A 26,088-nucleotide genomic window follows, 5' to 3' on the forward strand; every position below is an offset into this window, starting at 1 on the left:
GGACTTAAATGAGATCCGGCCTTAAATGAGACCCGGGCATAAATGAGAATCGTCGGCGGCCAATTTCGCGGGCGTCCGCTGGCGACGCCGCGCGACCATGCCATCCGCCCGACGACCGACCGCGCCCGCGAGGCCGTCTTCAACGTGTTGGCGCACCGCTTTGCCGACAAGCTCGACGGCGCGCGTGTGCTCGACCTTTTCGCCGGCACCGGCGCTCTCGGCCTCGAAGCGCTGTCGCGCGGCGCTTCCTATGGCGTCTTTATCGAAGAATCGGCCGAAGGGCGCGGCCTGATCCGCACCAATGTCGAAGCTTTTGGCCTTACCGGCCGCACCAAGATCTTCCGCCGCGACGCGACCGCCCTGGGTGAGGCCGGTACGCTTGCGGCATTCGGCCTGGTCTTCGCCGATCCGCCCTATGGCAAGGGCCTTGGCGAGCGCGCCCTGCGCTCGGCCAGGGATGGCGGCTGGCTGCTGCCAGGCGCGCTGTGCGTGGTCGAGGAAGCCGCCTCGGCGCCCTTCGAGATTGGGCCGGAATTCTCGGTGCTTGATGAACGAAACTACGGCGAGACGGTGATCCGGTTCGTCGAGCTTGCGTAAGGGTGGGGCGATCGGCGCCTTCAAAATGACGCACAATTCACTTTGCCTCCCCGGCTAACCTTGCCTATCGTCGCGCGATAACAACCGGAGCCATCAATGACATTTCATACTGAATGGCTGCGGAGAGCCTTGCTCGCCACCGCGCTGACCATGGCCGGCCCCGCCCTGGCCGCGGATGATGGCAAGGTGGCCAACTTCCTGCTCGACAATGGCATGGAGGTGGTGGTCATTCCCGATCATCGCGCCCCCATCGTCACCCATATGGTGTGGTACAAGATCGGCAGCGCCGACGAGCCCCCAGGCAAGTCCGGCATAGCGCACTTCTTCGAACACCTGATGTTCAAGGCCACGACCAACCACGCCGCGGGCGAGTTCGACCGCGCCATATCGGCCATCGGCGGCTCCAACAACGCCTTCACCTCATATGACTACACTGCCTTCCACGAGACGGTGGCGCCCTCGGCACTTGGTGAGATGATGAGCTTCGAGGCCGATCGCATGCGCAACCTCATCTTGACCGACGAGGTCATCAAGACCGAGCGCGACGTGATCCTGGAAGAGCGCCGCTCGCGCATCGACAGCAATCCGCAGGCGGTGCTCGACGAAGAGGTCGACGCGACGCTCTGGCAGAACCAGCCCTACCGCATTCCGGTGATCGGCTGGATGCAGGAGATGGAGCAGTTGAACCGCACCGATGCGGTTGCCTTCTATGACAAATACTACCGCCCCAATAATGCGGTGCTGATCGTGGCCGGCGATGTCGAGCCGGAGGTCGTGAAGGCGCTGGCCGAAAAAACCTATGGCAAGGTCGCGCGCGGTCCCGACCTGCCCCCGCGCATCCGCCCGGTCGAGCCGGAGCAGAACACCAAGCGCACGGTGACGCTCACCGATGGGCGCGTTTCGGTGCCGAGCTTTTCGACGCAATGGGTGGTTCCGTCCTACCACACGGCAAAACCCGGCGAGGCCGAGGCGCTCGACCTGCTGGGAGAGATCCTTGGCGGCGGCAGCCGCAGCAGGCTCTACCAGCAACTCGTGGTCAAGCAAGGCATCGCATCGGCGACCGGCGCCTTCTTCCAGGGTACGATGCTCGACGCCACCAATTTCACCGTCTATGGCGCGCCGCGCGGCGACGCCAAGCTGAGCGACGTCGAGGCGGCCGTCGACGCCGAGATCGCCCGCATCGTCAAGGACGGCGTCACCGCGGACGAGCTGGAGAAGGCCAAGGCCCGCTATATCAGGGCCATGATCTTCGCCCGCGACAAGCAGGACGAGATGGCCAATCTCTACGGCGCCGAGCTCGCCACCGGCGGCAACGTCAGGGATATCGAGGAATGGCCGGACCGCATTCGCAAGGTCACCGCCGATGAGATCAAGGCGGTCGCCGCACGCTATCTGCTGCTCGACCGTACGACGACCGGCTATCTCTTGCCGCAGCAACAGGCGGGGAATTGATGATGACGAGATTGAGCGTTAGCGCTGCCCCTCACCTGCCTGCCGGCATCCTCTCCCCCTATAGTGACGGGGAGAGGGGCGCTGTCATCGTCGATTTCGCCAACCATCAGCGTCGTAAGAAGAGCGCCAGCGTCGCGGCGAGACCCCTTCTCCCCGTCACTATACGGGGAGAAGTGCCCGGCAGCGCGATGAGGGGCGGAGCTGACCTTGGTGATCAATGGCCTGATGCGATTACTCATAGGCGCATCGCGGTTCTCCACGTCTTCGCCACACTGTTCCTCGGCATCTTCTTCCTCATCCTGCCGGCGCTTGCCGCGCACGCGATGGACATTCAGCCGGTGACCTCATCGAAAGGCGTCAACGCCTGGCTGGTCGAGGACCACTCCATTCCGATCGTCGCCATCCGCTTCGTCTTCGATGGCGGCTCGACGCAGGATCCGGCGGGGCGGGAAGGGCTGGTCAATCTGATGACCGGCCTATTCGACGAGGGCGCCGGCGACCTCGACAGCGAGGCCTTCCAGATCAAGCTTGACGATGCCGGCGCCGAAATGGGCTTCGAAGCGGCGCGCGACGGCACCTATGGCGCGATGCGGATGCTGGCCGAGCAGAAGGATGCGGCCTTCGACCTGCTCAGGCTGGCGGTCACCAGCCCGCGCTTCGACCAGGCGCCGATCGACCGTATCCGCGCCCAGATCCTGTCCGGCATCATCGCCAATGAGCGTGACCCCAACACCGTCGCGCAAACCAAATGGCTGCGCGCCATCTATGGCGACCATCCGTATTCCAGGCCCGACCAGGGCACCAAGGACAGCATCGCCACCATCACGGCAGCGGATCTGGCTGCCTTCCACAAGGCCAATTTCGCCCGCAGCGGCCTGCATGTTGCGGTGGTCGGCGACATAGATGCCGCGACGCTGAAACGGAAGCTCGATGAGGTCTTCGGCGATCTGCCGGAAAAGCAGGTGCTGCTACCGGTTGCCGATACCGAGCTGAAGCTCGGCCAGCAGCTCGAGGTCGACTACGACCTGCCGCAGACCTCGCTGCAGTTTGCCTACCCCGGTGTGAAGCGCGATGCGCCGGATTTCTTCCCCGCGGTGCTGATGAACCAGATTCTCGGCGGCGGCACCTTCACCTCGCGCCTCTATGACGAGGTGCGGGAAAAGCGCGGCTTGGCCTACTCCGTCGATTCCAACCTGGTCGACCACCAGCATTCCAATGCGCTGATCATCACCACGGCGACGCGTTCCGACCGCGCCGCCGAGACGCTCGCCATCGTCAAGGAGGTGGTCAAGAAGATGGCGCAGGAGGGGCCGACCGAGGCCGAGCTGGACGCGACCAAGAAATACATGGTCGGCTCCTATGCTATCAGCAATCTGGATTCTTCCAGCGCCATTGCCGCGACCCTGGTGGAATTGCAGCTCGACAATCTCGGCATCGACTACGTGCAGCGCCGCGCGGCGCTCATCAACGGCGTGACGCTCGATCAGGTCAAGGCAGCGGCGAAGAAGCTGCTGACGCCGGCGCCCGCGATCATGAGCATCGGGCCGAAGCTGGAGGCCAAATGACAGGTCCGACTTTCGGTATCGCCTTTGGCGGCGGCGGCGCGCGCGGCCTCGCCCATATCCACATCGTCGAGGCGCTGGACGAGCTCGGCATCAAGCCCGTGGCCATCGCCGGCTCCTCGATCGGCGCCATCATGGGCGCCGGCATGGCCTCGGGCATGAGCGGAAAGGACATCGAGGACTACGCCCGCTCGATCCTCGGCCGCCGCGCCGAGGTGGCGGCGCGCATGTGGCGCTCGCGTCCCGGCACCATCGCCGAGGCGATGCAGGGCGGCATCCGCGTCAGCCAGTTCAACATAGAGCGCATCTTGAAGGCGTTCCTGCCGGAAGCCATCCCGGAAACCTTCGCCGAGCTGATGATCCCGCTCAAGGTGACGGCGACGGACTATTTCGGTCACAAGCTGGCCGTCTTCGACGAGGGCGACCTGCATTCGGCGCTCGCCGCCTCGGCTGCCATTCCCGCCGTGTTCCGCCCGGTGACGCGCGACGACCGCGTGCTGATCGACGGCGGCATCTACAATCCGGTGCCGTTCGACCTCATCGAAGACGCCGCCGACATCATCATCGCGATCGACGTCGTCGGTGCGCCGAGCGAGGCCGAGCGCAAGCACCCGACCACCGTCGATCTGATGTACGGCGCCACGCAATTGATGATGCAGTCGATCATCGCCCACAAGCTGAACCAGCGCCCCCCCGACATACTGATCCGCCCGCCAGTGTCAAAATACCGCGTGCTCGATTTCATGAAGATCGACACGCTGCTGGCCGAGACGCAGGAGGTCAAGGACGAACTGAAGCGCGAGGTGGAAAGAGTGGTCGAGGCGCATGCCAAGGGCAAGCGGGGGAAGAAAGCAGGGTGAGCTGCCGATCTCCCCCCTCGAGGGGGAGATGGCCGGCGGACCAGAGGGGGTCGTCTCGCGTGAAGCTCGACCTCCTACGGTCGATAGGAGGTTGCGTCAGGACGGACCGACCGCCTCTGTCGCCTTCGGCGACATCTCCCCTCAAGGGGAGATTACCCACCAGCGTCTCACACCCTCCCAGCCGCATATTCCAGCGCCACCACGCCATTGCTGAACTGTACGGTCGAGATCGGCTCCAACGCCACCGGCATATCGGGCGGGAACAGCTTCTTGCCCTCCCCGACGGAGCCAGGGTAGCTCAGCAGCCTGACGCGATCGACCAGACCATGGCGCAGCAATTCCCGCGCGACGCTCAGGCTGCCATGCACATAGATGTTGCCGCCGCTGCCTTGCTTCAGCGCCCGAACCGCTTCCGGCAACACACCCTTCAGCAACTCGGCCGGTTTCCAGTCGAGTGCCTTCGGGCTTGACGACGCGACATATTTCGGCAGCGCATTGAACCGGTCGGCGAAGTCTCCGGTTTCCTTGGGCCAAGAGCCGGCAAAAATCTCGTAGGTCGTGCGCCCCAGAAGCATGGCCCCGCTGTCGGCAAGCTCGTCCTCCTTGAACCTTTGCATCTCATCGTTCCAGGTCACGCTGGGCAGCTTCTCGACCTCGGCGATGCCATCGATGCTGATGAACTCGGTGATAATAAGGTTTCTCATGGCGCTCTCCTTCTTCTGTCAAAGGACGAACCGTGTGAGCCTTTTGCGACCGCTCTGCGAAAAAAAGCGCTTTGTTGAGCAGGCGTTGCTGTCGGGCGCTAGCCCATCGCGCTTAAAGGGGGGCGCTTCGGACACCATCGACAAACGCCAGAACGACCACACACGGAGCAACGCAGTAAACCAGTCTCGCTCTGCGGCCCGTCTTCGTCACAGCGTCGCTTGCGTCGAGATCGACGGTGATGTCCTCATAGCCCAGCACTTCGCCATCAAGCGGGTAGGCGGCCTTGTAGACAGCTTCCTTGGCGGCAAAAAGGATGCGACCGGCAAGATACGGGTCGGTTGCGTCGATCCGGTCAGCGGGGACTGCAACCAGCGCGAAGATGTCGTCGGGCAGGGGCAAAGCGGGCTCGATATCGATGCCGAGCGAGGCGACGTGGGAGAGCGGCGCGATGGCCGCTACGGCTATCTCGTCGTCGTGAGCCAGCGACCCCGTTACTCCATGAGGCCATACCGGTGCGCCGGAGGAGCCGCGGAGGATAGCGACGTCGTTCAAGCCCATATCCGCCAGCAACTCGTGCGCGATCCACCGCGCCGCGCCACTCGCCCGCCGCATCAGCGGCAGGCGTGACGGGATGGAGCGTGCTTCCTGCGGCAGCAAATGGTTCTCATCGCCTTCGCGGATCGTGCGGCATCCGATCCGAACGCCGGCCGGTGCCATGGCGGCCATCGCCGCCAGCAGATGCGCCGACAGGCTGGCGCCGGCATCGAGCGACCGTGTCATGGCTGGCCGCCCGGCAGAGCGAGTTCGGCGATCATTTCCCCGTCCTCGTCCAGTCCCTCTTCGACGAAACCGGCAGCGCGATAGAGGCGGCGTGCCGCTTCATTCCCAGGTTCGTAGCAGATCGAAACGTGGCTGATGTGGCCGAGCCCCATGATTTCATCCAGCACTTCGCGCAAAGCGGCCTTGCCGAAGCCTTGGCCCTGATGAACGCGATCGATCATGAAGCGGTAGATCCGCGCCTCGTCGTCGTCCTCTGGCGCCTCATACATCAGGAAACCGACGACGCGATCCCCTGCCATGACGACGCGCGGCCGTGCGTCCCCGTCGGTTTCGGCTTCGTCCAGCGACTCCGCATTGCTGGCGACAAAATCCATCTGATCCGCGGCCAGTTGCAGGGCCGCGACTAGGGCCCGGTTGGCCGCAGTCACCGAAACGAGGCGGATGTCTGCGCCCATCAAGCCGTTGCCTTGACGCTATCCTCCGGCACCGGCGTGACGAAGCGATGCAGCTTGGCCGGGTTGCCCCGCCAGATCGAGTTGGGCTCCAGCTCTTCGCCCTTCATCACGAAGGAGTCCGCATCGACCATCGAGCCTTTGCCCATCACGACGCCGTAGTGGACAAAGGCGGAAGGCCCGAGCGTGCAGCCATCGCCGATGCGGATGAAATCGGACTTGAACGCGCCTTCTTCCAGCGAATGGGCCTGAATGACGCAGCCCTCGTTGAGCGTGACGTCGTCGCCGATCTCGACCAGCGAACGCTCGGTCAAATTGCTGCCGCCGTCATAGACCCGCTTGCCGACCTTGACGCCGAGCAGGCGCAGGATCATCGGCCGGAACGGCGTGCCGGCAAACAGGCGCACGATGGGCGAATCCGCCAGCTTCCAGTGGCGTTCGTGGCGCCAGAAGGCGACGTCGTAGATCGTCGTCATCTGCGGCTTCAGCCGGCCAAAGCCAAGGCTTGCCCGCTCGACCAGAATGTAGAACGGAATGGTGATCGCCGAGGTCAAAAGCACGGCGGCGAACAGGGCGACCTCCGCCCATTCCGTATAGTAGTTCAGCGCCCGGTCCCAGATCGCCAGCGTGACGAACAGCATGACCCATTGCGTTGCCAGGAACAGAAGAATGGTCACCAGGTTGTGGCGGTTCTTGTGCGGGATGCGCCGGCGCCGGTCGGCCTCGTCGACGCCGGCGATAAGCTCCTTGTCGCGGTTCACCATGCGCGGGATTTCAAAGGCGGGCGAACCGAGAAGGCCGACATTCTGGCGCACCGGCCCGTCGATGGGGATCATCACCTTGGTGCCGAGCAGCACGTTGTCGCCGGTGCGGCCGTCCGGGGGATAATAGATGTTGTTGCCGAGATAGTTGCGTTCGCCGATGCGCGTCGGCTCGAGCCTGAAGGCCGAGGCGGATTTGTGCATGTTGATCATGAACAGCCCGTCCGAGACCATGGTCTCGGTGCCGATCTCGCACAGAAGCGGATTTTCGTGCTGCTGGTTGGAGCCGAAATTGGAACCGGTCTGCACCACTCTGTTGAGGTTCCAGCCGATGGCGCGCATGTAGTGCACGATCGCCGAGCTGTCGCCGGCCAGGAGCCCGAGCACGCGGGAATTGCTGGCGAATTCGGCGACGGTCTGCAGCCAGTAGCGGAAACCGTAAAGCGTGTAGGTGCGGCCCGGCTTCAAGATCAGGCTCGTCAGGCGCGGCACCAGCGTCGCTGCCAGGAAAGCCGCCGCGATATAGCCGAAAAGCGTGACCGTGGTGCCGATTGCGACAAGGCCGATCGTCTCCTGATAGTCGTCGCCGACATATTCCCAGTAGCTGTGGAACAGGAGCGGCAGCGGGGTGACGAGGCCAAACAGGCCGATCAGCTGCAGCGCTTCATAGAGGAAGCGCCGGACCTGGTAAGGATTGACATTGCGCACCTTGCAATAGTCCGCCGTGGTCGGCACTGCCGGCGATCCATGCCAGTGCTCGCCGTCCGGAATGCTTTGCCCGCGATGCAGCGAGGACGAATGGCCGAGCTGGGCGCCGTTGCCGATGCTGGTGTCGATGTCGAGCGTGGAGCCGACGCCGACGAAGGCATCGCGGCCGATGGTCAGCGGCCCGGTGTGGATATAACCGGACTGGGCCCTGAAGCCGAGGATCATCGATTCCTTGCGCAGGATGGTGTTGGCGCCGATGGAAATAAGATCCGTGCAGACGGGCACGGACTTTGATTCGATGACGGCGTTTTTCCCGAGTTTGGTGCCGAGCAGCTGCAGATAGAGGCTGTAGAGCGGGCTGCCGCGGAACAGCACGACGGGTGCGGTGCGGATCAACGTCTTGACCACCCAGAAGCGGAAGTAGCGCACGCCCCAGATCGGAAACGCCTCGGCCTTCCAGCGGCCGATGAGCACCCATTTCGCCAGGACTGCAAAGCCCGACATGCCGAAGAACACGGCGGCCGAGAGCGCCACGCACCGGATATAGAGCTGCAGCGGATCGTCGAGCGCGTCATACATCCAGTTGAGGCCGTCATTGATCGCCCAGAGCGCCACGTAGCTGTAGAGGCCGTAGAACGAAAGCTGCGCCGCGCCGCAGGTCCAGTAGGCGAAATTCGAGGCCCGGCGGGTGAGGACCGGCTCGTTGGTTGCCGTCGTCATCTCCTCCGCTACCCCCAGATGCAGCGCCAGGCGCGCCACTGTGGGATAGAGATAGATGTCGCGCATCGACGTCGTCGCCCATTCCTTCCTGGTGCGCACGCGCGCGCAGAAATGCGCCATCAGCAAGGAGTTGGCGCCGAGATCGTCGAAGAAGTGATCCTCGACCGACACCGCGTCGAATTTCAGCACCGTGGCCAGCGCTTCCGCCAGGAAACGCTCGTCCTCATTGGCGGGCGGCACCATCGTGCGATCGGCCGAAAGCCGGATGCTCGTCGGCTTCGGCAGCTGGCGCAGGTCTACCTTGTTGGAGACGGTCATCGGGATGGCAGGCAGTTCCTCCAGATAGGCGGGCACCATGTAGTCGGGCAGCCGCCGCTTCATCGTCTGGGCGAGATCCGCACGGGAAACCGCCGCTACGCCGGTTTTAAGCGCGTAATAGGCAACGAGTTCGACGCGGCCGGGCTCGATCTCCCAGGTGGTCACGGCGGCCTGGGCGATCTCGGGCTGGTCGAGCAGCACCGCCTCGATCTCGCCGAGTTCGATGCGATATCCGCGAATCTTCACCTGCGTGTCGATGCGCCCGGCATACTCGATCTCGCCGCTATCGTTGATCCGGCCAAGATCGCCGGTGCGGTAGATGCGCTGCGACGGGTTGTTCGGCAGGCCGACGAAATCGGCGATGAATTTCTGGTCGGTCAGGTCCGGCCGGTTCAGATAACCGACGGCGAGCCCGATGCCGGCAATGCCGATCTCGCCCAGTTCACCGGGCTCGGCAAGTTGCGGCAGCGAAGCGTCGAGAATGACGATCGAGTAAGTCGGCAACGGCGCGCCGATTGTGACGGGACGGTCCGGCGTCAGCGCCCCCATCGTTGCGGTGACGGTCGCCTCGGTCGGCCCGTAGGTGTTGAGGATCTGCCGGCCCGGCTTCGACCAGCGCACCACCAGATTGTGCGGGCAGGCCTCGCCGCCCACCAAAAGCGTGCGCAGGCTGGGAACGTCCGATGTCATCGATGACAACAATGTCGGGCTGCAGGCCATGCAGGTGATGTCATGGAGGCGCAGGAAATCCGCCAGTTCCTCGCCCACCAGCGGCATCTGGCCAGGTGCCGGCACCACCGTCGCGCCGGCGACGAACGGCACCCAGATCTCTTCGGAGGAAAAGTCGAAGGCAATGGTCATGCCCTGATACGCCCGGTCGCCCGGCCGGTAGCCGTAGGAGGCGGCCGCGACGTGTATGAAATTGACGAAGCTCTGGTGCGTGATGACCACGCCCTTGGGCTTGCCAGTGGTGCCCGAGGTATAGAGGATGTAGCAAATGTCGTCGGCCGCCTGCGGCTTCAGCGGCGCGGGCGACTGCGCGGAAATCTCGGCGGCGGCGCTGTCGATCAGCACATGCGGAACGGGCAGTTGACCGGCGCGCGACGCATAGGCGGCGATGGTGACGATCATGCTGACGGCGGCGTCTTCGATGATCAGCGCCATCCGCTCCTGCGGAAACGCGGTGGCCAGCGGCACGAAGGCAGCCCCCGCCTTCATCACCGCCAGCAACGCGACATAGGTTTCCGCCGATCGGTCGAGAATGAGCCCGACCCGGTGGCCCGGCCGCACGCCGTGCTTGATCAGCATGCGGGCGAACTGGTTGGCGCGGCTGTTCAGCTCCTGATAGGTCCACACGCGCCCTTCGGAGATCACCGCCGGCAGTGCGGCAAACGTTACGGCGAGCTGCTCGAACACCGTATCGAGCCGCTCACCCGGCTGCCGGGCAAAGTCGGCGCCCGTCAGGACCTGGCCGTTCCTTGTCGGGCCGCGAGCGATCCGTGCCAGCGCATCGATGCCTGGCAGGCCGCCGATCGGTGTTGCCGCGTCGCTGTCCAGTTCGGCGATATCGTAGTCCATGTCCATACTTTCTCGTCCTCGCCGGGCATCGCCCGGCTGTTCGTGCCGCCGCTGGAGGAGGCACTGCGCCGCCGCTGCGATTTTGTTGGTGGAGGGCTTCCAAAAAGGAAGTGCCCGGAATCCCGACGGGGAAGCTTATGCCACCCGATCTTTTCGCCGGTTTTTCCGAACTGTTGAATTTTGTTTCTGGAGTGTGTCTGGGCGGGGAGCTTGGCCGGCCGCTCGCTGCACCTTGCGGGGGAGGGCTTCAGCGTTGGTGGCAGCCCGGAAAGAGACTATGAGCGAACCTCATGCGGACGGCGCCGGCGAGCTGTCTATCTTGGAGCGCTACGGCGACCCAGCAGCAGAGCGATGCCCAACGCCGGAAGCGTCGCCGCCGCGACGGCCAAGAAGACGAATTGCAGCCCGGTCGACGCGGCGACCAAGCCGAGCGCCGGACTGCCGAAGCCGAGCGCCACGTCGAGGAAGACGGTGTAGAGTCCCATGGCCAGGCCGCGGCTGCGCGACGGAAGACGGCCTACGGCCTCGGCGCCGAGGCCGGGATAGACCAGCGAGTAGCCGAGGCCAGTCAGGCCCGCTCCGATCGCGGCGACGACAGGCCCGGTCGCAAGCCAGATCAGCATCAGCCCTGCCGCCTCGACCGCGACGAAGATCACAGCGACGCGTGCGCCCCCAAGCCTGTCGGGCAGGTGGCCGAAGCACAGCCTTGCCACGATCAGCGACGCGGCATAGGCCGTGAAGGGAAGCCAGACCGGCTGCCAGCCCCGCTCGGCGAAGAGCAGGGCGCCGAAGCCCAGAATAGCACCATAGCCGAGGCTGCTGAAAGCAGCTCCGACGCCAGGAAGCCAGACCGCTTTCGCCACGCTCCTCCATGACTGCGGCGCGCTGCCCGCGACGGCGCCGGTGCCGCGCATCGGCAGGATGGCAAGCAGCGTCGCCAGCGGCAGGACGATCGTCGCGAGTGCGATCGCGGTGAAACCGCTCGCTGCATAGAGCGCAGATCCGACCGGCGCTCCTAGCGCGAGCGCCGCAAACATCGCCGTGCCCACCCAGGCTATGACTTTTCCGGAGTTCTGTCCGCCCGCAACGGAGAGGCCCCAGGCGACGCCGCCGGTGATGATGAAGCTCTCGGACGCGCCCAGTACCGCCCGTCCGGCGAACAGCGCGGATGCGGACGCTACCGGCCGGTCGAGCAATGCCAGCGAGCCGAGGTAAAATAGCCCGGCAAGGGCAGCGGCAATGAGGCCGATGACGACGGCGCGCTTGCCGCCGCGTCCATCGGCATAGTTTCCAGCCCCGATGCGCGACAGCATCGAGGCGACGAACTGGCTGCCCGTCACCAGTCCCACTGCGAAGGGGCCGAAGCCAAGCTGCTGGTGAAGATGCAGCGGCAGGACGGGTAGCGCCAGGCCGATCAGCAGGAAGCCGGCGAAGACAGCCGCCATGATCGGCACCAGTTCCGCCATGACGCCATTTCGGTCTGACATCCGCGCCATTTTGGTCAATCGGCAGCCCAACTGTTCGGATCAGTAGCGTTCGTAGGTTACGCGCCAGCCTTCGGCCGGGTTGTCAGGCGTGAGGACGAGTTTGTTGTCCGAGACCTCGAATTTGCGTTTCATGCTCTTCCCGACAAGGTTGCGGACCAGGGAGGACTCGATGGTGATGACGAAGGTCTTGTCCTGGTCGTTGATGGCGACCGGCCCGTAATAGGCTTCGTAGCCATTCGCCGTGTAAGGCGTGTCCGGCGCCTTGGGGTCGGGGTTCTGCGCCTGCACCGAGAGGGTGCCGGCCTCGGTGAAGATGACCTGGCCGGAATAGGACACGGGCTTCAGGTTTCCCTCGGAGCCGGCCTCGAGCGAAATCATGCGCCATGCGCCGATGATCGCGGATTCTTGCGAGAGAGCCGGCGTGGCGACCGAAAGGGCAAGCGCAAGGGCGGCAATCTTTAATCTCATAGTCATATGTCGTTGTTCCTTTTCTGAGTTGTGGGTGCGCACAGGCCGTCCGGCCGATCTTGCTCACACCGAAAGCATGACCTTGATGGCGCGACGCTCGTCCATGGCGCGATAGCCTTCAGCGACCTCGGCCAACGGCAGCTTGAGGTCGAAGACCTTGCCGGGCATGATCCGACCTTGCAGCACACGGTCCATCAGGTCGGGCAGGAAGCGGCGCACCGGCGCCGGGCCGCCCAGCATGCGTTTCTGGCCGAAGAATAGTTTTTGGCCGTCGAAGTTCACGCCGTGCGGCACGCCGACATAGCCGATGGTGCCGCCGGGGCGGGAGCAGGCCAGCGCCTGGTCGAAGGATTCTCCCGTGCCGACGCATTCCAGCACGGAGTCCGCGCCGACGCCCTTGGTGAGTTCCTTGATGAGGGCCACGCCTTCCTCGCCGCGCTCAGCGACGATGTCGGTGGCGCCGAACTCGCGGGCGAGCTTTTGGCGGCTGGCGTGCCGGCTCATGGCGATGATGCGCTCGGCGCCCATCTCCTTGGCCGCAAGCACGCCCATCAGGCCGACCGCACCGTCGCCGACCACCACCACCGTCGATCCTTCGCGGACCTCGGCTGCGTCGGCCGCATACCAGCCGGTGCCGAGCACATCGGACACCGCCAGCAGGTCAGGGATGAGGTCGGCCGGCGGCACCTCGGCGGTGGCGACCAGTGTGCCATCGGCCAAGGGTACGCGAGCGTAAGGCGCCTGCGCGCCCGACATGAACTCGCGCTGCACGCAAGACGACTGGAAGCCGAAGCGGCAATGCGGGCAGGTATTGTCCGAGAGGCAGAATGACCCGACGACGAACTGGCCGGGGCGGACCGTGCGCACCTCTGCGCCGACCTCGACGACGATGCCGCAATATTCGTGGCCCATATGCATCGGCCCGGCGACCGGCTGCAGCCCGCGATAGGGCCACAGGTCCGAGCCGCAGATGCAGCTTGCCGACAGCTTGATGATGGCGTCCGTCGGCCGCATGATTTTCGGATCGGCGATTTCCTCGCAGCGTATGTCGCCCGGTTTGTGAAGAACGGTTGCAAGCATGTTGGTTCCTTCCGAGGGGAGAAGATCAGCCGCCGTAGTCGGCGTCGCTGACATGTTCCAGCCAGTCCACGACCTTGCCGTCCTTGACCTCCTGGAGGGCGATGTGGGTCATGGCGGTCCGAGGCGACGCGCCGTGCCAGTGCTTTTCGCCGGGAGCGAACCAGACGACATCGCCCGGATGGATTTCCTCGACCGGGCCACCTTCGCGCTGCACGCGACCGAGGCCGGAGACGACGATCAGCGTCTGGCCGAGCGGATGCGTGTGCCAGGCGGTGCGGGCGCCGGGCTCGAAGGTCACCTGTGCGCCTTGAACCCGCTCGGCGTCGAAGGGATTGAAGAGCGGATCGATCCGCACCGTTCCGGTGAACCAGTCAGGCGGTCCCTTGCCGGAAGGCCTGGTGCCGGCGCGAAGAATGTCCATGGTGATCTCCTTTGCGTCCTCAAATGCGTTCGATGCGAAGCGGGAATTTGCCGCGAATGTGCAGGGCCTGCTCGCCCTCGTCGAAGCGGCCAAGCCTGATCAGCCCCGGATGGCGGTAGTCGGCGTAGAACATGGCCAGGTTGCCCCACGGCATGAAATAGCACAGGTCATAGGGCTGCTCGTCGGCGAACGGACCGCTTCCCTCCTCGGTCAGCTTGCGCGGCAGATAGGCGATCTTCTCGTTATGGGCGTAGTCCTCGATTTCGAGGTCGAGCGGCAGCATGGAGAAGAAGTCGTGCGCCGACGGATTGTCGTAGAGCGTGGCGGTCATGGTGCGGCCGTTGAAAACCATCCTGATCTTCATGTCGGTGGGCTCCTGGCTGACGGGAGATTGGCCTTCCTGGCCGGCGGCTGTGCGAGGCAGGGCCGCCGCCGCGAGCGCGGCGCCGAGCAATGTCCGGCGGCTGAGCGGCGCATGTTCGTTCGTCACGGCAAAGACCTCCGGGCCATATGCGCTGCGGCAAGGGCGGCGAGCGCCGATCCGCAGAGCAGCACCGCGCCCAGAGTGAACGGTCCCCGCCAGCCGACCGTATCGAAGAGCGTGCCGCCGATCGCGGCGCCGCCGGTGATGGCGAGCTGGATGACGGCAACCTGCAACCCGCCGCCGGCCTCCGCGTCGTTCGGCAACGTTCGGCTGAGCCACGTGCCCCAACCAACCGGCGCGGCCATGCCGAAGAAGCCCCAGGCAACGAGCAGCAGCGCTGTGGGACCTGGGAGTGCACCGAAGGCGATGAGCGCGGCGGCCAGCGCAGCCATGACCAGCGGGATGACGGTGAGGATGCTGAACAGACGCGTGCGCAAAAGCCGGCCGACGCACCATGTGCCGAGCACCCCGGCCAGCCCCATCGCCAGCAGGACCGCCGAGAGGGCGGCGATGTCGAGCCGGGTGACGTTCTCGAGGAAGGGCCGCAGATAGGTGAAGAGCGCGAACTGACCCATGAACAGCATCATGATCGACGCCATGCCGGTGGCAACGGAAGACGGCCGAGCAGCGTCAGCGGATTGCCGGCACGCTTCCTGCGGCGCGGCGGCAGCGCCGGCAGGCTTGTCCATTGCCAGGCCAGCGCCAGGAGGCCAAACGGCACGACGAGGAAGAAAGCGCCGCGCCAGCCGACATAGGCGCCAAGAAAACTGCCCAGCGGCGCGGCGATGGTGGCCGCAATGGCATTGCCGGCGTTCAGCATGGCGAGACCCTTCGGAACCATGTCTTGCGGCACGAGGCGCATGACGATCGCGGTCGACATCGACCAGAACCCGCCGATCGCGATGCCGAGCAGCGCCCGGCCGACCATGAGGAAGGCGTAGTTCGGCGCGAAGGTGACAGCCAGCCCCGACACGATGAGGAGGAGGGTGAAGCCGGTCACGACCAGTCGGCGGTCGATGTGGCGCGTGAGGCCGGCGACCAGCAGGCTGGTCACCACGGCGAAAGCGCCCGAAATCGAGATCGCCTGTCCCGCGCGGCCCTCGGTGATGCCGAGATCGGCCGCTAGCGGCGACAGCAGGCTGACCGGCATGAATTCCGACGCGATGAGCACGAAAACACACAGCGCCATCGACAACACCGCGCCCCATGCGGCGCGGTCTTCGACAAGCCTTGTGTCGTATGTGGTTTCCATGATTGGCATCCTGGCAAAGCGACCGGACGGATCAGCCGCAAATTCCCGTCGCTGCCAGAAGATATTGCAGGGGAACCCATTTAAGTAGACTAAGCAATCCGCATGGACTTATCTGCTCATGATATGAATGTCCGATGGGAGGTGCCCTATGCAGCGCGATGGCATGAAGGATCTGCTCTGGTTCGTGGCGGTCGCCCGGGAGCGCAGTTTCACCAGGGCGGCGGCCAAGCTCGGCACCTCGCAGTCGACCCTGAGTTCGACAATCAAGGAGCTTGAAGCTCGTCTTGGCGTCCGCCTGCTGACGCGTACGACGCGGAGCGTCTCTCCGACCGAGGCCGGCGAGCGACTTTTTCAATCTCTCGTTCCCCGCTTCGAGGAAATCGAATCCGACCTCGCAAGCCTGGTGGCCTTTCGCGACAAGCCCTCCGGAACGGTCCGCATCACCCTGTCCGACCATGCGCTCCAGACGACCGTCTGGCCGAAGCTCCAGCTCTTGCTCAGCGACAATCCAGACGTGCGCGTCGAGCTCTACAGCGACAACGGCATGAAGAACATTGTGGAGGAGCGCTTCGACGCAGGCGTGCGGCTTGGCGAGAGCATCGACAGGGATATGATCGCAGTGCGCATCGGGCCCGATTGGAGGCTCGTGGCCGTGGCTTCGCCGGACTACTTTTCCCGCCATCCGGTTCCGACCGCGCCCCAGGACCTGGTCGATCACGACTGCATCAATATGCGGCAGGCGACGTTCGGCGGATTGTATGCCTGGGAATTCGCCAGGGATGGCCGCGACCTTCGTGTGCGGGTGGAAGGCCAACTCACCTTCAATTCGTCCATTCCCATGATCGAGGCTGCGACAAGCGGCTTCGGCATCGCCTATGTCCCGGAAAACCTCGTCAGCCACCACATCGCCGATGGACGCCTCAGGCTCGTGCTTGACGACTGGAGCCCGCCTTTTGCCGGCTATCACCTCTATTATCCGAGCAGGCGACAGCTCTCCCCTGCCATGGCGGTGATCATCGACGCGCTCCGCCATCGCATATGACACCTGTTTGGATCATGAAGCTGAGCTTGGTAAATGGCAGGTTCTGCCCGGCGATATCGTAGTCCATGTCCATACTCTCTCGCCCTCGCCCGGCATCGCCCGGCTGTTCATGCCGCCGCTGGAGCAGGCTTGTGCCGCCGCTGCGATTTAACCGTTGTTTGTGGAGGACCGACGCTGCCAAAAAGGAAGAACCCGGAATCCCGACCGGGAAGCTTATGCCACCCAATCTTTTCGCCGGTTTTTCCGAACTGTTGAATTTTGTTTCTGGAGTGTGTCTGGGTGGGGCGGGGATTTGCCCGGCCCGCCTTGGCTCTTGCGGGGGGCTTCAGCCTCCGTGGTATCAAGGGAGAGAGAGCGCCGCCCTTGGCGTTCCAGATTTTCAATCGCTGGCGCGAAGGTCGGCGCTGCCACTGATGACCTGTGTTTTGAGGGGAGGTGCGGCGTTTCGGTGTCGAACAAGGCTTGCTCGATTTCATCAAGATAGGTGCCTTGATGAGCAACCGGTCAGCAGCGCTCTAAAGCGAAGGCGAGCGATTGGTGATGTCGGCATAGACCCTCGCTCAATAGCGACAAATCCGCCAGATGGCCAATCTTCATACGTTGAGATAGATATTGGCAGCCAACGTCTCGCATACTGCTTGACTGAAACGAATTGTGCTTGAATGCAGACGATCGATCCAGATTGGACCGCGCCCCCCACCGGTCAGGACTGGCGCGACGATGAATTGATGCTTGCTGTTACCTGGCTCAAGTCATTCGTGCCACGCAGTGACATGGAGCGTCGGATCGACGCTGTGAAGGCCTATCTCGCATCGTCGCGAGAGCGCATGCGTGAAGGGGTGCAGGCACCCCTCTACGATCCGGCAGATACGGTGGCATGGTATATCCTTCAGGCGGAAACCTATGCTACCGACCGCGCCTATTGGAGCCCGGAGGGCGTGATGCGGGTGGTGCCTTTTCTCACCCGGATAGGTAAGGAGCTCCCGCTTTTACTCACCGTGAAAGGTGTTGAGGAACGGGCGGATCGCACAATGTTGGCAGAACGACGCCAGCCTGATGGCAGCATATTCGAGTTGCTAGTCGCGCTCGCGTACCGTCGCGGCGGATGGGAACGAGTCGAGTTCGTACAGGAAACTCCGGGGCGTGGACGAACTCCGGACCTGCATGTCTTCCGGCCAAGGAGTCGATGGGCAGTGGAGTGTAAGCGGCTCGCACCGTCGCCGTACGCGGCGCGGGAAAAGCTGCGTGGGATGAAGTTGGCCGATCCAGTCCATGCCCTCTCATTAGAGATGGGTATATCTGTCGTGGTTGAAGTGATGTACAAGATCGAACTTGCTGACGTACCTGAAGATTATCTTGTTGTGCTCGTACAAGGCGCGATTAAGAAGATATCTGCGAGCAATTGGGACGATGAAATTTCCAAAGGTCGCGTCAAACCCGTTAACTGGCCATTGGCGCGAAAGGTGCTGGCCAAGGACGATGTATACTTTGGCGCTAGTCGCATGATCGAACTTTTGGTTGGCTACTATGTCCACGAGGCAGATCACAGTATGGCTGCCAAATGGCGACCAGCTCCGTCTAGACCGTCGTATGCACAAGCTGTCTACCAAGCGAGCGTTGTCAGTTGGCGAAGCCAGTCAAGGGCGGCTGTTCGTCAAAAGGCGCGGCACTTCCGCAGTACTCTCGCAAATGCTGAGGGCCAGTTACCACCCGATCGGCCGGGCGTGATCCATATTGGTGTCGAAACCTACGCCGGCGCAAATGTTGATCTCGCACGGCACATTTTCAATACTTTTGAAGCGCGCTCTTTCGCCCCAAGTAAGTCCCGTCTGCGATGGGTTTATGGGAACTATTTCGTACCTGAGGCGACAACTCGGAAGGACGAAAGTTGGGCTATTACTGAGACGATGGTGCCGTATAGGATCGGCTCTCATCGCACGCGCTGGCCACTGCCTGGACATATGCTTGTTTCACCCGAAGGCGAAGGGCGGCAAGGTGTGCACTGGAGTGAGGAATCTGATTGACGGCGGCATCGATGACCCGATGCCTTTCGACCTGATCGAGCACGACGCCGACGCCATTATCGTCATCGATGTGGTCGGCGCGCCGACCGAGGTCGAGTGTAACGAACCTCGGTCGACTTGATGTTCGCCACCCAGCTGATGATGCAGTCGATCATTGCCAACAAGCCAACAGTGCCCCGCCTTACTGCAAAGTCCCAGAACCGTGCCGCCTGCTATACAAATAGCAGCATTTGGTCGCCGAGAGGCTCGACGACCGATCGCTTGAACTGAACGCCGCGTATGGTTCCAATATCGGCCACCACGCGGGTGATGTGATGGGTGGTGTTGATAGCTCGCCATTCTTTTGCGCCGCCCGGTCCGCCTGCATTGTTAGCCGTTCGAAAGATGTATTCGTCGGCCGACGAGAATGTGCGCCCCGCGAATTCTCCACTTGCCAAAATCTCTTTGCAGACGGCTCTCATGATTGCTGTGTGAGTTCCATGATCTGTACCGCGTTGGACAAGCCACGCATCCGGCGTGGCATAGCGATAATGCCGAATGGCAGGTGCGCCACCGCCGGTCGTGAAGACCATCTTGGCGCAGTCAGCAGCGTAGTCGCCGAAGATCATATAGTCGGCGGTCTGCGGATCGAAGCGGATGGCTCGTTTCCAAGCGATCCATTCATTGCGTGGCACGATCGCGCGTGATCCAGGAGCTGCGGGATTTTTCTCGGGGAAGTTTGTGCCTTGAAAAACGATCTGCTGCCAAAGTGCCGACGATTGGAGGGTGTCAAGGACACCGGTGATAACGGGCGCCACGTATTCGGCGTTTGAGAAATCGGAGTCGCTGAAATCCGCGATGACCAGGCAATCTTTCGGATCAAGCCCCAGCTTGTCGATGGCGCCCAACACCTGCTTGAGAAGTTCGTTGTCGGCTAGATCCCCGGACGAGAAGACGATGCCAAACTTCAACGTGGCGAGTGTGTCGATGGCTGCCTTGTAGGCTGTTAGATCATCTTTCAAGAGGTCATTGATTTTAACCAGCGGAATGGGGCGCGCATTTGCCTTGCGGGCATCCTCGAACATCTTCGGGAGCCAAAGGCCCATACGATTCCGGCCGAATTCATCAAGCAGATGCGTCGCTTCCACCAATACGTCGCGACGCCAATGTGCAGCCAAAGCATTGCTGATGTCAGGGAACGTAGCGTCAGTGAATAGCCTAGCCTGGAGTTCATTGTCGCGCTCGCTCCGAGGCGGCACGATCATCCTTGGCGTGATGCAGTCGGCCACGTCCGCCGCAAGATCCCGAACGCCCATGAGCTCTCCGGATTTCATGCGTAGGGCAGGGACATAGAGAGGTTTGCTGATTGCAGCCATTCTTGGCTCCTAACTCTGATTCAGAAGCTGCTTGCGCACCGTGCCTCTGCCAATCTTGTTTGAGAAAATGCTGTAGTCGTTGCGCTCCATACGAATCCTGCCGAACACGATTGCAGGATTGATCTTGAGCTGATTCGCAAGCTTTTCAATCGGCTCGGCTGTCTTCGAGATTCTGGCAGGCGAGCGTACCCAGATTTCTTCGGGGATTAGAAGATTCTCGGCAAATCGGTTTGCCTCTTTCTCAAACTCGTCAGCCTCTGGCGATGTAACGTCGTCAAAGAAGCCGGCGGAGAGTCCGGTCCGATAGTGGAGAATGATGTGTGCGATCTCGTGAAGAAGCGTGAACCAGAAATTATCGACAGTATCACGCAGTAACGTCAAGCCGATGACCGGAACGTCGTCTGCAAGAAATGCAGCGCCGTCCACGGACATTCCGGGAATCTGAGGCTCCGCGATCAACACAATCCCGTTTTCCAACAGGAGGTCTCTAACGCGCTTCGGACCATCTTCAAACTGACTGAGCCGGGCTACATCAACAAGCCACGAGACGTTGATCGGCCGGTATCTAGGTTTGGCGTGGATGATAACTACCTCAGCGCGACGGGTGACTTGGGCTTTCCACGAAAGAAGGGACCAGTCCTGAGAATGATCGACTGCATTCAGTCCAGTTCTCAGAAGCGAAGGAGTCCCATAGCGATTGACGTGATCACCTACATATCGAACGAGGGTTGCGATGGCGTTTTCATCTGAGGTGTCAGCAGCATCCAGCCAGCCCTTATCTCGGGCATGCCGAAGGACTTTGCTCAGATCGTCCCGTGTTACGTCATAGAGAGGCGACCATTGGCTATCGTTGGGGACAATATCGCTCATCTGCCAACGCACGCCGAGTGTCTGTGCCACTTTTTGATAATTCGACAGGCTAATCGAGCGGTACTTTTCAGCCTCCCAGCGTTGAATGGCCTGTTCACGCAGACCAAGCTTTCGGGCAAGATCCTTTTGGGACAGCTTCCTAATTATCCGCGCCACGATAAGGAACGTGCCAGGGTCGTTTCCTGCCTGCTCCCTTAGGATCGAAAAATCCCCAGCACGTGCCTTCTGATAAGCTAGTAGGAGGTGAGCGCGCTCGCGACGGTCGGTTGCCAAAGAGCGGCGAACACCGTTGATGACCTCCTGAGGGAGTCCTTCTACTATCGACTTCAGGACATGCTCTGACGATAACGCACGATCCAATTCTGCGATCGCGTCTTCTGCGTCCCGTGCTTGGCGTTCTGTTGATATGAATGTCCCAGCAATCATTGCTCCATGGCATGACACAACAAATTTGTTGTGTCAATCGCAACCGCTTTGGGCCCCTGTAATATCAACTGGAAAGATTTCGTAGAAACCCTGCCGGTCATCTGATCTTCCAACCCAACCCCTTGCCATCCCCAAATTCTCATCCTAGTCTCCCGCAGAGAAAACCTTTTCCCAACTCCCGCAGCATCCGCCACCCACCTATATCGACACAGGGGCCAGTAAGAGAAAACCTTTTCCCAACCGAGGATCGACACCCGAACAATGGCCTCCGAAACCTCGCCACCACCCACCAAACAACCCGTCACCCTGCGTGAAGTGGCGGCGACGGCTGGCGTCAGTGTGGCCACGGCGTCGAAGGCGCTGAACGGGCAGGGGCGGATGACCGCCGAGACGCGGCTGCGCATTCGCGAGACGGCGCAGCGGCTCGGCTTTCGCCCCAACAGCCTGGCGCAGAGCCTGCTGCGGCGGCGCTCCTTTACCGTCGGCCTGTTGACCAACGATACCTATGGCCGCTTTTCGCTGCCGGTCATGTCGGGCATTTCGGACGCGCTGGTCGATGCCGGCGTGTCGGTGTTCCTGTGCAATGTCGAGGACGACCCGCGGCTGGCGCAGCTGCATGTCGAGGCGATGCTGGACAAGCGCATCGACGGCATAATCGCCAGCGGCAAGCGCATCGACCGCCATTTGCCGGTCGACCTCGCCAATCTCGGCGTGCCCGTGATCTACGCCTTCAGCCAGCCCGATCCCGATGCCATCGCCTTCGTCTCCGACGATGCCGGCGGAGCGCGGCTGGCGGTCGAGCATTTTTGCCGGCTCGGGCGTCGGCGCATCGCCCATGTCAGCGGTCCCGAAAGTTTTGCCGTGGTGAATGAGCGGGCACAGGCTTTTCGCGATGTGCTGGCCGCCCACGGCCTGCCTGTGAGCGAGCCCTTGCTCGGTTCGTGGTCGGAAGCCTGGGGGCATGAAGCCGTCGGAAAGCTGTTCGACGGCCCAACGCTCTTCAACAAGAAGGGAGAGAAACCCGACGCCGTGTTCTGCGGCAACGACCAGATCGCGCGCGGCGTCATCGATGCGCTGCGCGAGCGCGGCTTAGGCGTGCCTGGCGACGTCGGCGTCGTCGGCTTCGACAATTGGGAGATCGTGGCCGAGGCAACCCGCCCGCCGCTGACCTCGGTCGACATGAACCTGGCGGCGCTCGGCCGCGAGGCCGGCCTCACACTGCTTTCGCTCGTCGGCGGCCAACCCGCCGCGCCGGGCATTCGAAAACTGCCGTGCCGGCTGGTGGTGCGTCAGTCATGCGGCCGTCCGCCGGGCGGCTAGGAGAACGTGCGGCGCCATCTAAGGGAGCGCCGCAACAGGGAGGAGAACAGAACCATGAGGAGGAAAACCATGAAGACCGTGATTACCGGGTTCGCGCTCGCCGCGAGCATCATTGCCTTGCCTGCAATGGCCGCCGACACCGCCAACATCTGGGTTCGCGCCGACGGCTCGAACTTCATGCCGCGCATCGTCGATGCCTTCAACAAGGGCCATGAGAACCAGGTCAAGCTGGACATCATTCCCAATGCCGAGATCATCCCGAAATATGGCGCCGCCGCCGCCGGCGGCACGGCGCCCGACGCGCTGTCGCTCGACCTGATCTACACGCCGTCCTTTGCCGCCGCCGGCCAGCTTGAGGACATCACCGACTGGGCGAAATCGCTGCCCTATTTCGCCAGCCTGTCGCCGGCGCATGTCAAGACCGGCACCTACAAGGACCACATTTATGGGCTGCCGTTCTCGGCCGACGCCTCGGTGCTGATCTGGAACAAGAAGCTGTTCAAGCAGGCGGGGCTCGATCCCGACAAGGGGCCGGCCAACTGGGCCGAGATCGAGGCCGATGCCGAAAAGGTCAATGCGCTTGGCGGCGACATCAAGGGCTTCTACTTCTCCGGCAATTGCGGCGGCTGCAACATCTTTACCTTCACGCCGCTGATCTGGGCCTCGGGCGGCGACATCCTCTCCGAGGACGGCTCGAAGGCGACGCTGGACAGCCCGCAACTGCGTGGCGCCATCGACCTCTACCGCTCTATGGTCAAGAAGGATCTGGTGCCGGCCGGCGCGCAGACCGACACCGGCGCCAACTTCTTTGCCGCCTTCGCCACCGGCAATATCGGCATTTCGCCGTCCGGCGCCTTCGCCATCGGCGCACTCAACACGCAGTATCCGGATATCGACTATGGCGTCACCTTCCTGCCGGGCAAGGACAGCGGCTGGTCTTCGTTTGCCGGCGGCGACAATTTCGTCGTCACCAAGGGCACCAAGAAGCTCGCTGTGGTGAAGGAGTTTCTCGACTTCGCCTATTCGCTCGAAGGCCAGACCATCCTGGCCAAATACGGCAGCCTGCCGGTGCGCGGCGACATCGCCAAGGAGGCGCTGAAGGATCTCGATCCGCGCTACCAGATCGCCGCCGAAGCCATGGCCAAGGGCCGCACGCCCTATTCCGTGGTGTTCAACGACCTGATCAACTCGGCCAACGGTCCGTGGACGCAGATGATCAACGAGGTCGTCTTCGGCGACGACGTCGATGGCGCCATCGCCAATGCACAAGAGACCATGCAGTCGATCATCGACCAGGCGCAGAAATAAGGACTGGCCGGCGGCGAGGGCGGTGCAACGCCCCTGCCGTCGCGGGTCCTGATCCGGCCGCCCGGTCCGTCTCCCTGGACGGGCGGCCGGCGCTCCTTACCCTCCCACTTGTGGGGAGGGTCGCTGCGCAGCAGCGGGGTGGGGGAGGTGTGTCCCACCGCCCTACGAGATCCAACGGAAGAGCAGCATGACCTCTGGCATTCTCAATCATCGCACCGACGCCCTACCTCTCCCCTGCGGGGAAGTCGGACCGCAGGTTCGGGTGGGGGGCCGGCGCCGCACCCCCACCCCGCTGCTGCGCAGCGACCCTCCCCACAAGGGGGAGGGTAAATGACCGCCATCACCACCACCCCGCCACGCGCCAGAAAACTGGTCGGTGCCGGCCGCCGGCAGTGGATCGGCCTGCTCTATGTCGCGCCGGCGGTGGCGCTGGTCGTCGTATTCTTCATCATCCCGCTCGGCATGACGGCGTGGATGTCGCTGCACAACTGGCCGCTGATGGGCGAGCATTTTTACATCGGCTTCGACAATTACCGGGCGATCCTGCGCGACAATCGCTTCTGGAACGCGCTGAGCTTCACCGCCTACTACACCGTGATCGTCACCATCGTGATCTTCGCCGTCGCCTTTCCGCTGGCGCTGTTCATCGAAAAGCCCAGGCAGCTGACCGGCTTTTACCGGACGTCCTTCTTCATGCCGGCGGTCGTCGGCTTCGCCTCGGCCAGCCTGCTGTGGTCGTGGCTGCTCAATGTCGATTCCGGCCTGTTCAGCCCGGCCGCCTACGACCTCGGCCTGACCGCGAAAAAGTTCAACCTGCTGGCGACGTTCCAGCCGGCCTTCTGGTCGATCATCGCCATGGTCGTCTGGAAGGTCGCGGGCTTCACCATGATCATCCTGATGACCGGCCTGCAGTCGATCCCGACCGATCTGCAGGAAGCGGCGATGATCGACGGGGCAGGGCCGTTCGCGCGCTTTCGCGCCATCACCCTGCCGCTGATGCGCCGCACGCTGGCGCTGGCGCTGATCCTGTCGATCGCCGGCTCGATCCTCGCCTTCGACCAGTTCTACATCATCCTGCGCGGCGGCCCGCGCAACCAGACGCTGACCGCCGTCTACTGGATCTTCAACCAGTCCTTCGTCTCGTTCAAGCTCGGCTATGGCGCCGCTTTGTCGATGATACTGCTCGCCATCCTGGTGGCGCTCAGCCTGGTTCAGCTGTGGCTGCTGCGCAAGCCGGAGGGCATCGACTGATGGCGCAGGCAAGAAGCCGCAGCAGCCGCCTCTGGCTCAGGATCGCCGAGCATTCGACCGGCATGATCGCGTCCGCGCTGTTCATCGCGCCGATCGTCTGGGCCGTGCTGTCGACCTTCAAGCCGGCGCAGGAGGCGCGCCAGCCGCCGCTGCCGCCATGGCCGACGACAGGGTTTTCGGTCGAGAACTACCGCACGCTCAACACCTTTGGCGACGGCCTCTGGCTGCCGGCGCAAAACAGCCTCTATGTCGCGTCGATGACGGTGATCCTGTCGGTCATCGTCAGCGTGCTCGCCGGCTACGGCTTTTCGCGCTTCCGCTTTCCCATGAAGGACACGCTGTTCATCGTCATCCTGTCGACGATCATGATCCCGTTCCAGTCGATCCTGACGCCGATCTTCCTGGTGCTGACCAAGGTCGGTCTGCACAACACGCTGACCGGGCTGGTCCTGGTCTACACCACGCTGCAGCTGCCGTTCTCGATCTTCATGATGCGCAACGCCTTCGACGCGGTGCCGCGCGAGATCGAGGAAGCCGCGCGCATGGACGGCGCCAACAACGTCACCATGCTGTTGAAGGTGATGTTGCCGCTGGTCTGGCCGGGCATCGTCACCATCGCGCTGTTCGCCTTCCTCGGCGCCTGGAACGAGTTCCTGGCAGCACTCGTGCTGATGACCGACCAGTCCAAATTCACGCTGCCGATCATGATGACCGCACTTCAGTCCGGTCGCTTCGGCGCCATCGACTGGGGCGCGGTGCAGGCGGGCGTCACCGTGATGATGGTGCCGTGCCTGGTGCTCTTCCTGTTGCTGCAGCGCTTCTACATCCGCGGCCTGATGGCCGGCGCGGTGAAATGACCCGCCGTGA

At 62.9% G+C, this 26,088-nt stretch carries 21 protein-coding genes and 2 pseudogenes; 11 read left to right on the forward strand and 12 right to left on the reverse strand.

The genetic code is table 11. The features are described from left to right. Positions 1 to 42 precede the first annotated feature (42 nt). From rsmD to ACYG97_RS05065, 4 genes are all read left to right on the forward strand, one after another. A complete protein-coding gene (gene rsmD / locus ACYG97_RS05050) occupies positions 43 to 597 on the forward strand; it encodes a 16S rRNA (guanine(966)-N(2))-methyltransferase RsmD (RefSeq protein ID WP_023730465.1) in 555 nt (184 codons plus the stop codon). A 96-nt stretch (positions 598 to 693) separates the two neighbouring features. Beyond that, positions 694 to 2,049 (forward strand): M16 family metallopeptidase, encoded by a 1,356-nt coding sequence (locus ACYG97_RS05055; RefSeq protein ID WP_023715212.1) that lies wholly within the window; start codon positions 694 to 696, stop codon positions 2,047 to 2,049. Between the two features lie 188 nt (positions 2,050 to 2,237). Continuing rightward, a complete protein-coding gene (locus ACYG97_RS05060; protein WP_031262321.1) occupies positions 2,238 to 3,614 on the forward strand; it encodes a M16 family metallopeptidase in 1,377 nt (458 codons plus the stop codon). Further along, positions 3,611 to 4,471: a patatin-like phospholipase family protein gene (locus ACYG97_RS05065; RefSeq protein WP_023694766.1), complete on the forward strand. Its 861-nt coding sequence runs from the start codon at positions 3,611 to 3,613 to the stop codon at positions 4,469 to 4,471. The genes ACYG97_RS05060 and ACYG97_RS05065 overlap by 4 nt, the downstream gene beginning before the upstream one ends. A 167-nt stretch (positions 4,472 to 4,638) precedes the next feature. Here the strand turns inward: ACYG97_RS05065 and ACYG97_RS05070 are convergent, their stop codons facing one another. The 10 genes and pseudogenes from ACYG97_RS05070 to ACYG97_RS05115 form a co-directional block, all read right to left on the reverse strand. Continuing rightward, a complete protein-coding gene (locus tag ACYG97_RS05070; protein ID WP_023715213.1) occupies positions 4,639 to 5,175 on the reverse strand; it encodes a dihydrofolate reductase family protein in 537 nt (178 codons plus the stop codon). Between the two features lie 112 nt (positions 5,176 to 5,287). After that, positions 5,288 to 5,956, reverse strand: a complete 669-nt coding sequence (locus ACYG97_RS05075) for a 4'-phosphopantetheinyl transferase family protein (protein WP_023734249.1) — start codon at positions 5,954 to 5,956, stop codon at positions 5,288 to 5,290. Next, on the reverse strand, positions 5,953 to 6,411 hold the full coding sequence (locus tag ACYG97_RS05080; RefSeq protein WP_031262320.1) for a GNAT family N-acetyltransferase: 459 nt from the start codon (positions 6,409 to 6,411) through the stop codon (positions 5,953 to 5,955). Before ACYG97_RS05080 ends, ACYG97_RS05075 begins: the two co-directional genes overlap by 4 nt. Further along, complete coding sequence (locus ACYG97_RS05085) at positions 6,411 to 10,499, reverse strand: Pls/PosA family non-ribosomal peptide synthetase (protein ID WP_023734247.1); 4,089 nt, start codon at positions 10,497 to 10,499, stop codon at positions 6,411 to 6,413. Before ACYG97_RS05085 ends, ACYG97_RS05080 begins: the two co-directional genes overlap by 1 nt. Before the next feature lie 308 nt (positions 10,500 to 10,807). After that, positions 10,808 to 11,989: an arabinose transporter gene (locus ACYG97_RS05090; protein WP_156937222.1), complete on the reverse strand. Its 1,182-nt coding sequence runs from the start codon at positions 11,987 to 11,989 to the stop codon at positions 10,808 to 10,810. 30 nt (positions 11,990 to 12,019) lie between these two features. Continuing rightward, a complete protein-coding gene (locus ACYG97_RS05095) occupies positions 12,020 to 12,454 on the reverse strand; it encodes a lipocalin-like domain-containing protein (RefSeq protein ID WP_027049660.1) in 435 nt (144 codons plus the stop codon). 57 nt (positions 12,455 to 12,511) lie between these two features. Beyond that, complete coding sequence (locus ACYG97_RS05100; RefSeq protein WP_023682961.1) at positions 12,512 to 13,528, reverse strand: zinc-dependent alcohol dehydrogenase family protein; 1,017 nt, start codon at positions 13,526 to 13,528, stop codon at positions 12,512 to 12,514. A 25-nt stretch (positions 13,529 to 13,553) separates the two neighbouring features. Then, positions 13,554 to 13,949, reverse strand: coding sequence for a (R)-mandelonitrile lyase (locus ACYG97_RS05105; RefSeq protein WP_023682960.1), 396 nt, complete (start codon positions 13,947 to 13,949; stop codon positions 13,554 to 13,556). Positions 13,950 to 13,968: 19 nt separating this feature from the next. Beyond that, complete coding sequence (locus ACYG97_RS05110; RefSeq protein WP_023734245.1) at positions 13,969 to 14,439, reverse strand: cyclophilin-like fold protein; 471 nt, start codon at positions 14,437 to 14,439, stop codon at positions 13,969 to 13,971. Next, positions 14,436 to 15,625, reverse strand: a pseudogene (locus ACYG97_RS05115) (MFS transporter). The gene ACYG97_RS05110 and the pseudogene ACYG97_RS05115 overlap by 4 nt, the downstream one beginning before the upstream one ends. Before the next feature lie 148 nt (positions 15,626 to 15,773). Here ACYG97_RS05115 and ACYG97_RS05120 point away from each other — a divergent pair. The 3 genes and pseudogenes from ACYG97_RS05120 to ACYG97_RS05130 all read left to right on the forward strand — a co-directional run. Continuing rightward, complete coding sequence (locus tag ACYG97_RS05120) at positions 15,774 to 16,667, forward strand: LysR family transcriptional regulator (RefSeq protein ID WP_023734244.1); 894 nt, start codon at positions 15,774 to 15,776, stop codon at positions 16,665 to 16,667. A 662-nt stretch (positions 16,668 to 17,329) separates the two neighbouring features. Then, on the forward strand, positions 17,330 to 18,691 hold the full coding sequence (locus ACYG97_RS05125; RefSeq protein WP_023734243.1) for a hypothetical protein: 1,362 nt from the start codon (positions 17,330 to 17,332) through the stop codon (positions 18,689 to 18,691). Beyond that, a pseudogene (locus ACYG97_RS05130) lies at positions 18,684 to 18,856 on the forward strand (patatin-like phospholipase family protein); the annotation flags it as partial. The gene ACYG97_RS05125 and the pseudogene ACYG97_RS05130, both read left to right, overlap by 8 nt. A 47-nt stretch (positions 18,857 to 18,903) precedes the next feature. Here ACYG97_RS05130 and ACYG97_RS05135 read toward each other — a convergent pair. Then, positions 18,904 to 20,046, reverse strand: coding sequence for a beta family protein (locus tag ACYG97_RS05135; RefSeq protein WP_031203010.1), 1,143 nt, complete (start codon positions 20,044 to 20,046; stop codon positions 18,904 to 18,906). Between the two features lie 9 nt (positions 20,047 to 20,055). Further along, positions 20,056 to 21,342: an XRE family transcriptional regulator gene (locus ACYG97_RS05140; RefSeq protein ID WP_023734240.1), complete on the reverse strand. Its 1,287-nt coding sequence runs from the start codon at positions 21,340 to 21,342 to the stop codon at positions 20,056 to 20,058. A 261-nt stretch (positions 21,343 to 21,603) separates the two neighbouring features. Here ACYG97_RS05140 and ACYG97_RS05145 point away from each other — a divergent pair, with 261 nt between their 5' ends. From ACYG97_RS05145 to ACYG97_RS05160, 4 genes are all read left to right on the forward strand, one after another. Next, positions 21,604 to 22,662 carry a LacI family DNA-binding transcriptional regulator gene (locus ACYG97_RS05145; protein ID WP_023734239.1) on the forward strand — a complete coding sequence of 353 codons (1,059 nt, stop codon included), beginning with the start codon at positions 21,604 to 21,606 and terminating at the stop codon, positions 22,660 to 22,662. 69 nt (positions 22,663 to 22,731) lie between these two features. Then, positions 22,732 to 23,970: an ABC transporter substrate-binding protein gene (locus tag ACYG97_RS05150; protein ID WP_023689585.1), complete on the forward strand. Its 1,239-nt coding sequence runs from the start codon at positions 22,732 to 22,734 to the stop codon at positions 23,968 to 23,970. 330 nt (positions 23,971 to 24,300) lie between these two features. Further along, positions 24,301 to 25,221 (forward strand): carbohydrate ABC transporter permease, encoded by a 921-nt coding sequence (locus tag ACYG97_RS05155; RefSeq protein ID WP_023689586.1) that lies wholly within the window; start codon positions 24,301 to 24,303, stop codon positions 25,219 to 25,221. Continuing rightward, on the forward strand, positions 25,221 to 26,078 hold the full coding sequence (locus ACYG97_RS05160) for a carbohydrate ABC transporter permease (RefSeq protein WP_023734238.1): 858 nt from the start codon (positions 25,221 to 25,223) through the stop codon (positions 26,076 to 26,078). The genes ACYG97_RS05155 and ACYG97_RS05160 overlap by 1 nt, the downstream gene beginning before the upstream one ends. The last annotated feature ends 10 nt before the right edge of the window (positions 26,079 to 26,088 follow it).

The sequence above is a fragment of the Mesorhizobium sp. W067 genome (genome assembly GCF_054719525.1).